This is a genomic window from Rhodopirellula sp. SH410 (assembly GCF_055811895.1).
Window position 1 is genome coordinate 6842109 of sequence record NZ_CM147949.1, and the last position, 15026, is coordinate 6857134.

9 protein-coding genes are annotated in these 15026 nt (G+C 57.9%); 6 read left to right on the forward strand and 3 right to left on the reverse strand.

All coding sequences use genetic code 11. The annotated features are described in order from the left end of the window. Positions 1 to 9: 9 nt before the first annotated feature. The 3 genes from SH410x_RS24955 to SH410x_RS24965 all read left to right on the forward strand — a co-directional run bounded on the left by SH410x_RS24955 (position 10) and on the right by SH410x_RS24965 (position 7082). The gene (locus SH410x_RS24955) at positions 10 to 2499 is read left to right on the forward strand and encodes a PPC domain-containing protein (protein WP_473671792.1); all 2490 of its coding nucleotides are present in this window, start codon (positions 10 to 12) and stop codon (positions 2497 to 2499) included. Between the two features lie 104 nt (positions 2500 to 2603). Continuing rightward, positions 2604 to 5063: a DUF1549 domain-containing protein gene (locus SH410x_RS24960; RefSeq protein ID WP_473677396.1), complete on the forward strand. Its 2460-nt coding sequence runs from the start codon at positions 2604 to 2606 to the stop codon at positions 5061 to 5063. A gap of 9 nt (positions 5064 to 5072) precedes the next feature. Then, positions 5073 to 7082: a c-type cytochrome domain-containing protein gene (locus tag SH410x_RS24965; protein ID WP_473671794.1), complete on the forward strand. Its 2010-nt coding sequence runs from the start codon at positions 5073 to 5075 to the stop codon at positions 7080 to 7082. A gap of 137 nt (positions 7083 to 7219) precedes the next feature. Here SH410x_RS24965 and SH410x_RS24970 read toward each other — a convergent pair whose 3' ends face one another. Continuing rightward, on the reverse strand, positions 7220 to 10162 hold the full coding sequence (locus tag SH410x_RS24970) for an FAD-binding and (Fe-S)-binding domain-containing protein (protein ID WP_473671796.1): 2943 nt from the start codon (positions 10160 to 10162) through the stop codon (positions 7220 to 7222). A gap of 462 nt (positions 10163 to 10624) precedes the next feature. Continuing rightward, positions 10625 to 10777, reverse strand: coding sequence for a hypothetical protein (locus SH410x_RS24975; protein ID WP_473671798.1), 153 nt, complete (start codon positions 10775 to 10777; stop codon positions 10625 to 10627). 280 nt (positions 10778 to 11057) lie between these two features. Between SH410x_RS24975 and SH410x_RS24980 the strand changes: the two genes are divergently transcribed. Continuing rightward, complete coding sequence (locus tag SH410x_RS24980; protein WP_473671800.1) at positions 11058 to 11855, forward strand: hypothetical protein; 798 nt, start codon at positions 11058 to 11060, stop codon at positions 11853 to 11855. A gap of 174 nt (positions 11856 to 12029) precedes the next feature. Here the strand turns inward: SH410x_RS24980 and SH410x_RS24985 are convergent, their stop codons facing one another. Next, the gene (locus tag SH410x_RS24985) at positions 12030 to 13355 is read right to left on the reverse strand and encodes a class I SAM-dependent methyltransferase (protein WP_473671802.1); all 1326 of its coding nucleotides are present in this window, start codon (positions 13353 to 13355) and stop codon (positions 12030 to 12032) included. 276 nt (positions 13356 to 13631) lie between these two features. On the opposite strand from SH410x_RS24985, the gene SH410x_RS24990 reads away from it, so the two are divergent. Together SH410x_RS24990 and SH410x_RS24995 are read left to right on the forward strand one after the other, a co-directional pair. Then, on the forward strand, positions 13632 to 13886 hold the full coding sequence (locus tag SH410x_RS24990; protein WP_473671804.1) for a DUF3302 domain-containing protein: 255 nt from the start codon (positions 13632 to 13634) through the stop codon (positions 13884 to 13886). After that, positions 13883 to 15007 carry an HlyD family secretion protein gene (locus tag SH410x_RS24995; RefSeq protein WP_473671806.1) on the forward strand — a complete coding sequence of 375 codons (1125 nt, stop codon included), beginning with the start codon at positions 13883 to 13885 and terminating at the stop codon, positions 15005 to 15007. The genes SH410x_RS24990 and SH410x_RS24995 overlap by 4 nt, the downstream gene beginning before the upstream one ends. Positions 15008 to 15026 lie beyond the last annotated feature (19 nt).

Sequence of the window (15026 nt, forward strand, 5' to 3'; positions counted from 1 at the left end):
TTGTTAATGATGCAACGATATCCCCGCAGATTGACGCGACGGATCGTCGCGGTCGCTTTCACCGCGTTGCTGGCTGCTTCGGTTCCAGCCAGCGCTGCCTTTCCGGTCGTCCGGTATCACCAACCGCTCGGGGTGATGCGTGGTAGCGAGGCCACGGTGGTGCTCAAAGGTGAACGCCTGACCGATGCCCGCCAAGTCATCTTTGACCAACCCGGCATCGAAGTCATTGAGGTCAAACCGATTGACGATAAATCGGTTGAGCTGAAAGTCAAAACAAACGCGGATCTGGCGCCAGGGCAATACTCATATCGTTTGGTCACCGCCAGCGGTGCTTCCAATCTCCGGTTCCTCAGCGTCGGGGCCATGCCAACGGTTGAGGAGGTGGAACCCAATAATGACTTTACGGCGCCCCAAGACATCGAGATGAACCGGACGGTCGAAGGCAATGTCGACCGCGAAGATGTCGATTGCTTTCGTGTCTCACTGAAGGCCGGCGAGAAACTAACCGTTGAAATCGAAGGCATCCGGCAGCGATGGGATCTGCAGAACCGCGATATTCTCGATCCTTATATCGCGATTCTTGACGACAAGCGATTTGAGGTTGCCGTCAGCGACGATTCGATGCTGTTCCAACAAGATGGTGTGTGCTCATTCACGCCCGAAGAAGACGGGCAATACACGGTTCTCGTCCGAGATAGCTCGTTCCTCGGTCAGCGCAACGTATGTCGCTATCGCGTGCACATCGGTTCCTACCCGCGCCCCACGACGGTCATTCCCGCCGGTGGCGTTCAAGGGGATGTGCTGCATGCCAAACTGATTGATATCGATGGCAATATCACAGAGGCATCGCTGCAGTTGCCTACCGACCTGATCGATCCAGCGAATAGTTCGGCACCGCCGACCCAGCCCTATCCGGTGATCACCGAGGATGCAGCGGGCATCACGCCAACACCCAACTGGATTCGCGTTGGCGATCTGCCCATCGTGACCGAGGCCGAACCCAATAACGACCATCGCAAGGCACCACTATGTACCGTGCCTGCACTCCTGTGCGGTGTCATTGACCAGCCCGGTGACTTCGATTGTTTCGCGTTCGAATGCAAGAAGGGTGAGAAGTTTCGGGTTCGGCTCTTCGCCCGGGAAACCCTGCGATCACCGCTCGATGGCGTGATGAATGTGTTCGACGCAACCGGCAAGGCCGTCAAAAGCAGTGACGACAGCGGCGGCAAACCGGATGGATTCTTTGACTTCACTGCCGCGAGCGACTCACAACACACGATCCGCATCTATGATCACTTGCGTGGCGGTAGCCCGCTGCACAACTATCTAATCGAAGTCAGCCACCTCAAACCGAGTTTCCAACTCGACCTGAAAGAACTGCGTCGAGATGAAGCGATGGTGGTCCCGGTTCCGATCGGCGGCCATGGTGCGATGGTCATTCAAGCCAAACGCGATCAATATAATGACACGTTCGACGTGATGCTCGACGGTCTGCCTGCCGGTGTGACGGCGCAAACTTACCCCATGCCGGCCGGCCGTGTCGAAATTCCGGTCGTGCTCAGTGCGGCCCCCGACGCGGCGCTCGCCGGGGCCTTCTTCGACATCCGTGGCAAGGGAAAACTCGGCGAGGGGGAACTCACTTCCGATCTCGAACAGTACCACAAGATCGTGCTCGGGCAGAATCGCCGCGCCATGCTCGACTACCGGACTCCCAAAGCGGTGATGGCCGTTTGCGAGGCCATGCCATTTTCAGTTGAACTCGTCCAGCCCAAAACGCCTTTGCTGCGGCGTGGATCGAAGGATCTGATCGTGCGGATTAAACGCGATGAGGGATTTGACGGTACGGTCTCCTTGAAAACCCTCTACAACCCGCCCGGCGTTGGCGTCAACAACAGCCGGAAAATTGACAAAGGTCAAACCGAAACGAGCATTCCGATCACAGCCAATGGCAGCGCTGCGATGGGGGCGTGGCCGATGATCATGCAGGTCAGCTACGGCACGAGTCTCGGTACACAAACCGTCGCCACCGCACCCATCATGGTCGATGTCGAGGACGCCGTGTTCAACTACACCTTCCCACGCGCGGCCGCCGAGACCGGCCAAGAAACGAATTTGTCCATCACGATGGCCAAGATTCGCGATCTGGCGGGCGATATCGAAGTCCAATTGGTTGGGCTGCCCAATGGCGTGACGTGCAGTGCTCCCGTTCAGAAAGTGAACCTCGAGAGCACGACGGTAACGTTCCCGTTGACGATTGCCGCCGACGCCAAGACAGGGATGCACAAGACGCTCAATGTGCAAACACTGATCCACCGCGATGGCGAAACGATGATCCAGACCGACGGGACTGGGGAACTTCGTATTGATGCCCCCATTGTCAAGAAAGAACCCGTCGCTGCACCGGAAAAGAAGCCCGAGCCTGCTCCGCCGAAAACCGCTGCACCCGCCAAACCTCTCAGCCGGCTCGAACAGCTTCGCCTTGAAAAGGAATCCTCATGATCCAATTTCGTTCTGTCACCGCCGAGACTGCGCAGCCCCTTGCGTCGCCACCACGTGCGATCGCCACAGTGGAAGGAACACGTTCCTCCGCGGGATGGCTCGTGATGTACGTCGCGGCCATGGTGGCCTGCGTTTTGCTCTCACACACTGCTCAGGGTGCATCACCCGATGCGCCCGTTTCGCCGCCCGATCCGCTTAAAACAATCGATTTGAATGTTTATCCGGAAACCATTTCGCTTAACTCCGGCGAGGATTTCCAATCCGTCGTCGCTGTCCTGCGACGCGACGACGGGGTGACGCTCGATGTCACCGATCGCGTTCGATGGTCATTGGAGGATGAATCGCTCGCAAAAATTGATGGACATATCCTTCGTCCCCTCGCTGATGGGAAGACGATTCTGGCAGGGCACTATGAGGGGGCATTGGTTCAAGTCGAGGTCAACGTTTCCAATGCCGCCACCAATCCACCGGTTAGCTTTGCCAAAGACGTGATGCCCGTCCTGACTCGATCGGGATGCAATACGGGCTCCTGTCACGGGGCCGCTCGCGGTAAAGATGGCTTTCGGATGAGCTTGTTCGGATTCGATCCCCAGGGCGATTATCAACGTGTGACACGTGAGATCGGTGTCCGTCGGATCAACCTGGCCGTGCCTAGCGAGAGCCTGTTTCTCAAGAAAGCCACTGGCGCGGTGCCGCACACCGGCGGAAAACTGTTTGACGTCGACAGCGACTACTACGCCACACTGCTGCGATGGCTGCAGGCCGGCGCCCTCAACGACGCCGCTGACTCGCCGCCGCCCGCGGTCAGCTCCGTGGCAATCTACCCTCCCCAAGCGGTGCTCGAAGGCGATGCAGCCACGCAGCGGATGGTTGCTGTGGCGACCTATGCAGATGGCACCACTCGCGATCTCAGCCGATTGGCAGCGTTCTCGACCAACAATTCTCCGGTCGCCTCGATCGAGCAGGACGGTGTGGTCACCGCGGGAGCTCGCGGCGAAGCATTCGTGATGGCGCGGTTTGATACGCACACCGTGGGTAGCCAGGTCCTGACCTTGCCTGCCGATTTGAAATACACCCCGCCCGCACCCGAACCGGGGAACTATGTTGACGAACTCGTCGATCTGAAGTTGCAACAATTGCGACTCGTACCGAGCGGCCCGTGCAGTGACGCGGAGTTCATCCGCCGCCTGACGATTGACGTCACAGGGTTATTGCCCACCGAAGAGGAAGTGCTTCGCTTTACCGCCGACCCGGCGCCCGATAAACGCGAGGCACTCGTCGATCAATTGCTCGAACGAAAAGAGTTCAGCGAAATCTGGGCGCTCAAGTTTGCGCAGCTCTTGATGATCAAGAGCAGCAACGTCGTCAGCAAGAAGTCAGCTCTGCTATACGCGAGCTGGCTGACGGACCAGTTCGCTCGCAACGTGCCGATCAATGACATGGTGCACGATCTGCTCACCAGTACCGGGGGAACATTCGGCGAGCCGGCAACGAATTTCTATGAAATCGAACGCGACACGCTCAAAACATCCGAAAATGTCGCCCAGGTGTTCATGGGAATTCGCACCCAGTGCACCCAGTGCCATAACCATCCGTTCGATCGCTGGACGATGAATGACTACTACGGGCTCGCAGCCTTCTTCGCCCAGGTCGGCCGGAAACAGGCTGAGGACTATCGCGAGAAGATTGTCTTCAACCAATTCAGCGGCGAGACCAAGCACCCAGTGACCGGCAAAACGGTTGCGCCGAAGTTCCTCGGTGGGGCCGAGCCGGATACGAATGGCAAGGACCGTCGTGAGGTGCTCGCGGATTGGCTGGTATCACCCGAAAACGAGTTCTTCGCCCCCAGTATCGCGAATCGCGTATGGGCCCACTACATGGGCGTCGGCATCATCGATCAAGTCGATGACATTCGCGTCAGTAATCCCGCTACCAACCCCGAGTTGCTCGCCAAACTCGGTGAAAAACTGATCGAGTACGATTACGATTTCCGCAAATTGGTCCGTGACATCTGCGTCAGTCGGGCGTACAGTCGCAGCACCCTAGCGAACGAATCCAACGCTCACGATACGCGAAATTACGCCCACGCAGTGATTCGCCGGATCCCAGCAGAAAGTCTGCTCGATTGCCTGTGTCAGGTCACCGATTCACCGGAGAAATTCAGTGGATTGCCGCTGGGGAGTCGAGCTGTGCAGATCGCCGATGGGGCGGTCTCGAACTACTTCCTGTCGACCTTCGGCCGATCACCCCGTTTGACGGTGTGCGATTGTGAAGCCACAACGTCGCCATCGCTCTCACAAGCGCTTCATTTGCTCAATGGCCAGTCCGTGCACGACAAAATCGTGCGTAGCAAGGTCATCTCCAAATGGCTCGGCGAAGAAAAGCTTAGCCCTGATCAAGTCCTGGATCGCATTTACCTTCGTTCGCTCGCCCGGCTGCCGGACGATGCCGAGCGTGCCGCCACTGCCGAGATGCTCGCCGCCGAGGGTGCGAATACACCCCAGGTTTTGGAAGACGTTTTCTGGGCGGTACTGAATGGTCGCGAGTTTGTTTTCAATCACTAAATAGACATCATGAATTTATCTCGTTTACTAGCGGTCGGTTCGTTCGGCCTGACGTTGATGTCCGCGCCCCTTGCGCTGGCAGCTCCCGCCGACGACGTCGCCAAGAAGGTGACATATGACGACGATGTGAAGCCGATCTTTCGGCAGCACTGTTTGACGTGTCACAACCAAAGCGACAAACGTGGCGGTCTGGCGATTGATTCCTATACCTCGCTCCTCGAAGGCGGCGGCAGTGGGGAAGTGGTCTACGACGATGGCGATCCCGACGCGAGCCGTTTGTGGCAACTCGTCAATCACGACGACACGCCCGTCATGCCGCCCGAGCAACCGAAGATTTCAGCGGAGCAGCTCGCCACATTGAAAGCGTGGATCGAAGGCGGCATCCTCGAGAATTCCGGCAGTACCGCCAAGGCGAAAAAGAAGAATTCGCTCGCCTTTGTGGCTCCTTCGAGCGGGAAACCGGAAGGTCCACCGCCCATGCCAACAACCCTGCCGCAGAAGGTTCCTGTCGTGACCGAGCGGGCTGCGGCAGTGACAGCCATTGGCGCCAGCCCCTGGGCCCCACTGATCGCTGTTGCCGGCCAAAAACAAATCGCGTTGTATCATGCCGAAACGGCAGAACTGCTCGGGATCCTCCCGTTTGAGGAAGGCATGGCGCAGTCGTTGCGTTTTAGCCGCGATGGTAGGTTTCTAATCGCCGGTGGTGGTGAGCACAGCGTGCTCGGTATCGCTGCGGTTTACGAAATTGAAAGTGGCAACCGCGTCGCCGTCGTCGGCGATGAACTCGATGTCGTGTTTGATGCTGATTGCAATGACGACATGTCGCGAATCGCATTGGGCGGTCCCCAGAAAATGCTGCGGATCTTTGACGCGACCGATGGCACACTGCTGTTCGACTTAAAGAAACATACGGACTGGATTTATGCCGTCGCCTTCAGCCCTGATGGCGTGCTCGTCGCCTCGGCTGACCGGGCCGGCGGCTTAGTTGTCTGGGAGGCCGCGACCGGTCGACAGTTCCTCGATCTGGCCGACCATAAGGGCTCCGTGAACTCCATCTCATGGCGTGATGACTCCAACGTGCTCGCCAGCGCCAGCGACGATGGCACGGTGAAGCTTTGGGACATGATCCAAGGCAAAGCGATCAAGTCGATTAATGTGGGCGGCGGTCCTGTCACCGCTGTGCGTTTTGACCATAAGGGCCAACTCGTGACCGCGTCGAATGACCACAAGGTTCGTCTGTTCGATGCCGCAGGAACCAAAATCAAAGAGTTCCCCGCTATGTCCGAAGCGGTGCTAGAAGCCGCGATCACGCATGACTCCAGTCATGTCGTGTACGGAGACTGGACAGGCGCAGTGCAGCTGACCACAGTCGCCGACCCACCCGTCGCCACCCCGCTGGCGGCGAACCCGCCGCCCGCCGCCGAGCGACTCGCAGCGGTTGAGGCCACGCTGGCGTCAATTCAAACCAAGCTCGAACCGTTGGCCAAGGCGCAGCAAGTCGCCAAAACGCAATTTGAGGCTGCCCAACAGCAACTCAAGGACGCTCAGGCGGCACAAGCGGCCGCCGTTGCGGCGGTGCAGCAAAACCTAGAGAAAGAAGCTGCCCTGCGACTGCAGTCTCAGCAGTCCCGCGAAAAACTTCCCGCCATGATTTTGCAGTCTCGCGATCAGCATGACACGGTCATCGCGGCCCGCATCGGACTCGGTGACGCATTGGACGCAGCCAAAACGGAAGCCGTCGCGGCGGCAGAAACGAACCTGGCGACACTGATGACGGATATTGCCAACACCCGCCGTGTCGCGATTGACGCTGCGAACAAAGCGGATGCTGAGAAGGCGGCCGCACCCGGGTTGGTCGCCAAGGTCAAACCTGCCGAAGACATGGTCAAGCAGAAGCAAGACGCAGTCAACGCGGCCAAGACAGCCTGGGACCAAGCCCAGCAGGCACACGATGTCGTCGCCGCCGAGATGACCGAACAAGACCGCAAGAAACAGGCTCTCGCCGCAGCCGTGCAATAGTCGTGGATCGCTCCGCCGATCCAGCGTCCGATGACGGTGCGCTGATCGAGGAGTTTCGCGGCAAAGGCCGAGTCGCTCGGAGAACCGAGCGATGGAGGGAATGTGGCTGAAGTGGATCGGCGGAGCGATCCACGACATTAACGCAATGCGTCTCGCAGGACCTCGGCTGGGTGCAGCGCTCGGCGGTTGGTGGCGTCACGGATCTGATGGCGGCATGATGTGCCGGCCGCCGCGATGATCGTGGCTTCGCTGGCCTTCCGAACTGCGGGCAATAGGACGAGCTCACCGATCTTCATCGAGACGTCGTAATGCTCATGCTCGTAACCGAACGAGCCCGCCATGCCGCAGCATCCACTGGGAATGAGTGAGACCTGGAAGTTGGCGGGCAGTGCCAGCATCTGGAGCGTCGAACGCATCGAACTGAGAGCCTTCTGGTGACAATGACCGTGGACGAGCACGCTGCGGTCCTCGTCGCAAAAGGCATCGGAACGGATATGCCCGGCATCCACCTCGCGTGCAAACCATTCGTCCAGGAGCAGGCAGTTTCCGGCCAGCTTCAATGCGTCCGCCTTCTTGTCTTCGCCGACCAGTTCTGGGTATTCGTCACGGAACGAGAGGATTGCGGAGGGCTCGATGCCGATCAGTGGCACCTCCTCGCTCACCACACTACCGAGCAGCTCAACGTTCTTCCTAGCGATCTCGCGGGCTTGACGTAGCATCCCCTTGGACATGGAGCTGCGCCCGCTTTCGGTATGAGAGGGAATCTCGACCTGATACCCCAGACGCTCGAGCAGCTCAACGACCGCGATCCCAACCTCAGGCTCGGAGTAGTCCGTGAACTCGTCGGCGAACAGCAGCACCTTGCGACCGTTGGCTGGCAATCCAGCGAACCGCTCCGTTCGCTTGCGAAACCAGCGTGTAAAAGTTTGTCTCGCCGTTGTGGGAATCGATCGTTGAGGGTGGAAGCCAATCGCACGATTGAGCAGACCGCGGATCACCGGTGTTCGCACGCAAGCGTTAAATAGAAACGGGGCGATACTGACAATTCTCTGCGCGCGAGCGTAGCCGGCGATCATGCGGCTGCGCAGTGGTACGCCATTGGCATCGTAGTAATGCTGCAGAAACTCGGCTTTTAACTTGCCCACGTCCACTGTCGAGGGGCATTCAGACTTGCATCCCTTGCAGGACAGGCACAAATCCATCACGTCGTGAATCTCCTCGCTATCAAACGGATTGGATTTCGTCGACGAGGTGAGGATCTGGCGCAAGGTATTCGCGCGTGCTCGCGTGGTGTCCTGTTCATTGCGAGTCGCCATGTAGCTCGGGCACATCACGCCTCCGGCAAGTTGCGTTTTACGGCAGTCTCCGGATCCGTTGCACATTTCGGCAGCCCGCAGGATGCCTTGATTGGCAGAGAAATCAAAGATTGTGGCAATGTTCTCGCCCGACGTCTGGCCGGGCCGATACCGTAGCGACTCGTTCATCTGCGGCGTGTCGACAATCTTATTGGGATTGAAGACTCCGTCGGGGTCCCACACCTGTTTGAACTCACGCACGAGCTCATAGTTCGAGCGACCGATCATCTGCTGCAAAAATTCGCCGCGGAGTCGCCCGTCGCCATGCTCTCCCGACAGCGAACCGCGGTACTTCTTAACGATTGTCGCCACCGTCGAAGCCACTTCGCGGAATAGCCGTTTGCCATCTTCCGTCTTCAGATTGATGATTGGGCGTAGATGAATTTCACCCGAGCCCGCATGGGCGTAGTGCACGCACTTCAGACCGAATTTCGCATCCAGAACGTCACCGATTTCAGCGATATAGGCTGGCAGGTCTTGGACATCAACGGCGGTGTCTTCGATCACAGGCACGGTTTTTTCGTCGCCAGGAATATTGCCGAGCAAACCCAATCCAGCTTTCCGCAGGTCCCAAACCCGATCGCAATCGCTGCCGAGCAGGACCGGGAAATGATAGCCAAGTCCCGCCGCAGACATCTCCGCTGCAATTCGCTCGGCTGCCTGTCGCACTTCATCATCGCTGCCTCCGCGCACCTCCGTGACCAGTATCGCGGCGGGATCGCCCTCGATAAAAAACCGGTTCTGGCGATGCTCGGGACTTCGCTGCGTACAGCCGAGGATGACATCGTCGATCAGTTCGCAGGCGTTGATGTCAAACTTGACCGCGACCAGGGTGGCAGCGAGGGCCTCTTTCACGGTCGCGAAATGGGCACACAGCAAACCACTCCGCGGCGCTGGTAAGGGCAGAATCCGCAGCTTGATCTCAGTCGCGAAGAACAGCGTGCCCTCACTCCCGGCAATCAATTTACAAAAGTTGAATGGCTCGTTCGTGTCCATCAACACGTCCAGTGCGTAACCGGTATTGCGCCGATGGATGCTCGGTTTGGGGAACTCGCGAGTGATCTCCTCCCGGACCGCTGGTTCGCTGAGTCGATCGCGTGTGTGCTGATAGATTCGCGTTTCGAGTGAGTCCGCAGCCTCACACTTTTGCGAGACCTGATCGGTCGTCAACTCAGTAAACGTCGCCTCGCTACCGTCCGATAGAAAACCCCGGATCTCGAGCAAATGATCCCGGGTGCTGCCGAACTTGATGCTGTTACTGCCACACGAGTTATTGCCCACCATGCCACCGATCATCGCTCGATTCTGCGTCGAGGTTTCCGGCGCGAACCAATACCCCAGTGGTGCGAGATGCTGATTGAGTTCGTTACGAATCACGCCGGGCTGAACCCGCACCCAACCCTCGGTGGCATTGACCTCGATGATGCGAGTGAAGTGCCGCGAAACGTCGACAACGATACCGCTGCCAACCACCTGTCCGGCCAGCGACGTGCCCGCGGTGCGCGGAATCACCCCGATGTGATGCTCGCGAGCAAACCGGATTAAGGCACGGAGATCGTCTTCCGATTCTGGAATGGCCACTGCCACTGGCATTTCCTGATAGGCCGACGCGTCGGTGGCGTAGATCCGCCGCATCAGATCGCCCGTATGCAACTCACCGTCCATCGAGCGAGCGAGCTTTTCCCACACGGCGTCATTGATTTCTGCGGGAGAGTTGGTTTTCATGAACAGTGATGGCTTGGCGGGAAACGGATGGATCGTCGACGGCCCGCCATTGTAGCGCAGTCACGCAGTCACAACAGCACGCCTGCCATTTTCCTAGACCGTCCCCCCCCCATCGCTCACTCAAACACCCTCTTTCCCCCCCAACCCGCCCCGACGAGGGTGCACAACAGCACCCCGCGTCCAGCACGGCAGGCGGCCCCCGCCGCCGGACGACTATGCTTAAGGTGTCTGCCTGGTAGGAACGAGTGGGAAAGTACTGTCTGAAATTGTGCTCGAACGCTCTTAATTAAGGTGTCCGAATTAAGGTGTCCGGTACCGACTCGTCGATACACCAAGCATTGCCCCGGAGTGAAACGCCTTTCGGGTCGGCATGTACAGCAGTGAGCCGTTGGTCAGCCCAAAAAAGAACGTCTATTCGAAGGGAGATTGATCGCGAATTTTGATCGCAATCTCACAGAACAATTACAGCGGTGTTGCCCAGATGACCGTGTTGTCGTTGAGAGACAAGGAATAGACGGGAACGCGGATCATCGCGACGCCGTTGTCATTGACGCGGGAAAATTCAGACAGTTCCTCCCGCCATCCGAGGCCGGGTTTGCGTGGCGTTTCCACCATCATCTGTTCCTGTTCGATGCGAACGTCGCCAGTGGACTGCTCGATCGATTCACCTAGCTGAATAATCTCGTCCCTCAGCGGCGGAATGAAGAGCGGGCAGGGTGACCGCCCAAGAGAGTATCAGCAGTTGAGCGACATTCATAATGCGATCAGGCAAGCAGGAGTTCGAAAGCGATGATCAGACTTGGGTGACAGACAGTCGCAACCAGTTTAGCCGTGTGGGCTCCCCCGTGGCGGATCGGTTAGGATATCGACATCAAACTCAAAAGCGGCGAAACCGATGAACCACACTCCCATCATTTTTCTCGCGCTCGTCTGCGCATCATTACAAACGGCCGTCGATGCAGCGGACGACGCGGTTCACCCCCTCCGACGTGTTCGCATTGTGGAAGCACATCAGGCTGTGGCGGTGGACGAGTCGTCGTTTTATGCGATCTCGAACCACACGATCGCTCGGTATGACAAGCAATCTGCCGAGCGTCTTGTTCGCTGGGAAGCACCCGCCCAATCGGGGATCCAGCATCTCAACAGTGGCGTCGTGATTGATGGACGGCTGTATTGCGCCAACTCCAACTGGCCAACGAAACCGCTTAAAAACACCATCGAGATCTTTGATGCCGAAACGTTAAACCATCTGGAATCGAAACCGTTTTCCGAATCGGAGGGAGCCATCAATTGGATCGATCGACATCTGGGGTCGTGGTGGATCGGGTTCGCGTTCTACGGCGAGGCCGAGGTTCGCCGCACGAAACTGGTTCGATATGACGACCACTGGAAGGAGACTGGAGAGTGGACGTTCCCCGAGTCGGTGGTGCAGCGTTTTTTACCCAACAGCAACTCCGGAGGCGTGTTCGGGCCCGGCGGACAATTGCTCGTGACCGGACATGACCATGCGGAACTCTATGTCCTTGACGTCCCCACCGGCAGCGGCGAACTGACACATGTCGCCACCGTGCCAGCACCGATTTCTGGCCAGGGAATCGCGTGGGATCACGCCGATCCGGGAATACTGATGGGAATCGTCCGTGGCCGCCGCGAAGTCGTCTTCTTCCGGATGCCAACGACTCGGCTACCCTAACGGAATTGATTCCGTTTGGAGGCGGCATTCGGGCCAAGCCTCTTTGACGAATGTTCCACGTTCTGCACGGGTGGAAAACAAAAAATTAACGAGCCACCGCAAGGTGGCCTGTCTGGTTGACGGGCACGGAGTCCGCCATCTTCGCGGCGAGAAGCCACCGGAGCCGTCCGGCTACTACGCAGCCCGGTAGAGATGCTCGCGTGTGGGAGGCATTCCCGAGAGTCCCTTTTTGGCTCGCTTGGTCGCCACGACTTGGTAGAGTTTGATCGACCCGGCAGTGAAACCGGCAGAGGCTCCAGCGAGGTAGGCGACCCATAGGTTGTATTTCTCGCGGCCGACCAGCTCAATCGCGCGTTCGCGATTTGCCGATAGGTTTTGACACCAGAACCGTGTCGTGTGGGCATAGTGCTCACGCCACGATTCAATGTCATGGACTTCAAAGCCGTTCAGTTCGAGGCTCTCAGTCGTTTCCCCGACCGGTGTCAATTCCGAACCCGGGAAGATGTATTTCAGGATGAACTGACGTTCTGGGCGAATCCGCTGGGCAGCCTTTTTGCTCGTCTTGGCCCGACGTGCGATGGCGTGGTTGAGCATCACGCCGCGGTCGCGGAGCATCGAGTTGATTTTCCCAAAATAGCGTGGGTAGTTCGCCGCACCGATGTGCTCGGACATCCCGATGCTGCTGATCTTGTCATAGGTGCCTTGGTGATCGGCGTAGTCACAAATCTCGACCGTGACCTTGTCCTGCAACCCGAGCCGCTCGATCTTGGCCTTGGCAAAGTCGTGCTGTTCCTGGGAAAGCGTCACACCGTGGGCCGACACACCGAAGTGCTGGGCAGCGTGACAGATCAATCCGCCCCAACCGCAACCGATATCGAGCATCCGCTCGCCCGGCTCGAGGCGTAGTTTGCGGCAGATCATATTGAGTTTGTCATTCTGGGCTTGGTCGAGTGAGTTCGACCAATCGGTAAAGTAGCCGCAGGTGTACTGCATCTCTTCACCCAGGAACAATTTGTAAAAATCGTTGCCGACATCATAGTGAAACTGGATGTAGTCCGTATTGTTGCGAGCGGACTCTTTGCGACCGACCATGTCATCACGATATCCATGGTCGAGGTCATCCGTCTTGGTTTTGGCGAATAGGAATGGAATCGATTTCCGCGCCACCATCGCTTTGCTGATTTTCTTCAGTTCGGCGCGGTTGGAGCGTTCGGTACGGAGAGCTTTGGTGAACTCGATCAGGTCGCCGCCCTCGAATTCGATATGACCAGTCGCGTACAATCGCACCAAGGTTTCCAGGGTCGGACGGCGCATCATCGAGCCGATCACGCCCGGACCGGAGAGGGAGAGGATCAGTCGCCCGTCCGCGTTCGGACCCAAGGGCACCACGCTGCCATCCCACAGACGGACCGAGACATTCAGGTCCAGCGGTCCAGCGATCGTGCGTAGGACTTCTGTGATCGAGGCGAGCTGTGTTTTTGCGGAGAACGGTGTACCCATCAGTGTGACTCTTTGAGCGTGTGGACGGCGAAACAGCGGTAGAGCGATGCCGCTAAGATCGATTCATTAGCAAAAACTCACGAGGGAGTGTCAGGTCAAAATAGAGGTGAATCCCTCTCGGTTTGCCGATTCGAGTCTGCTATTTCTGCAACAATGCAGGTGGAACACACCGAGTCGGCTCTGAGATCGGTGCCGTTGAAGACCGTCGGGCACGGGGGCTAGGATTTGTGACCTATCTATCAAATCGTTTAAAAATCCGCTGAGGGGTCGAAAGAAATGATTGATTTCGCCACTGTTTTCGCGTGGTTCGTCATCGCGTTGCTGTTCTGTGTCTTCGTGTCCATCATCGTGGCGTTGGGATCGCTTCCCAAAAAGATTGCGTTGAAGCGAAACCATCCGCAGGTCGATGCCATTAACGCGGCAAGCTGGATCGGGTTGGCGTGCGGTGGCATAGGATGGCCGATTGCGTTTGTCTGGGCATTTTTGCGATCGGGCATGCGGGAAACCAAACGATCGGAGAATGATTCATGATTGCTGTCTTTACGATTTTCTACGTCCTCGGCATTTGGCTGTTTTACGTGAAGATGCGGATCAAGCCGACGCCGACGAACGTGGCCATTGCCAGTTCGACGGGTGTCTTGGCCGTCGGCTTGATCACCGTGCTATGGCAGTTTTCATCACCGGTCTCAAGCAGCTTGGTGGTGAACCGATACACCGTGCAGATTGTGCCGCAAGTCAAAGGTCCGATCGAAAAGATCTACGCAAAGCCGAACGTGCCACTGAAAAAGGGCAAAGACAAACTCTTTGAGATTCAAAAGACGCCCTATCAATTCGCCGTCAACCAGCTCAGCGCATCACTCGATGCGGCCAAGCAAACGGTCGAGCAGTTGACCGCTGGCGTCGCAGTCGCGGACGCTGCCGTCCATGTTGCCATCGCAAAAGGCGCCGCTGCCGAGGCGCAGTATCAATCCGCCAAAGAATCCGAGGGGGCTCTTGCGGGCACAGTTGGCGCGGTGCAACTGGAAAAGTACAAGCAGGAACTGATCGCCGCGGACGCGAGCATCGACCAGTCCCAGGCGTCGAAACTATCAGCCGTCGCCTCGCTCGCCGCCGCGAAAAGCACCGTGGAATCGATGAAGGCGAGTTTGGAGAATGCCGAGTTCAACCTGCAGCAGTGCACCGTTTACGCGCCGGCCGATGGTTTCGTTACCAATTGGCAGGTTCGCGAAGGATCCATGGCCGTTGCGTTGCCGTTTGCACCGATGGGAACCTTCATTGACACGTCCGATGCGGCCATCGTGGCCGCATTCGGGCAAAATATTGTCAAGAATGTGAAGCCAGGGGACCGCGCCGAAATCGTTCTCAAGTCGCATCCCGGTGAGGTGTTTGCCGCCACAGTGGTCGCCGTGATCCAGGCCAGCGGTGATGGGCAACTCACTACCTCAGGGCAATTGGTCACCACGTCTGCCATCCAATCGAGCGGTCAGTTCGCGGTGAAATTGAAGCTCGATGACGAGTCAGCGACAGCCTCGCTGGCCATGGGCACAACGGGGGTGGCAGCCATCTACACCGATTCCGGCCGCGCGTTCCACGTCATCAGCAACGTTACCGTCCGCATCAAGGCGTGGATGTATTACTTGCTGCCGTTCTAGGCCTCATACTGCCGTGATG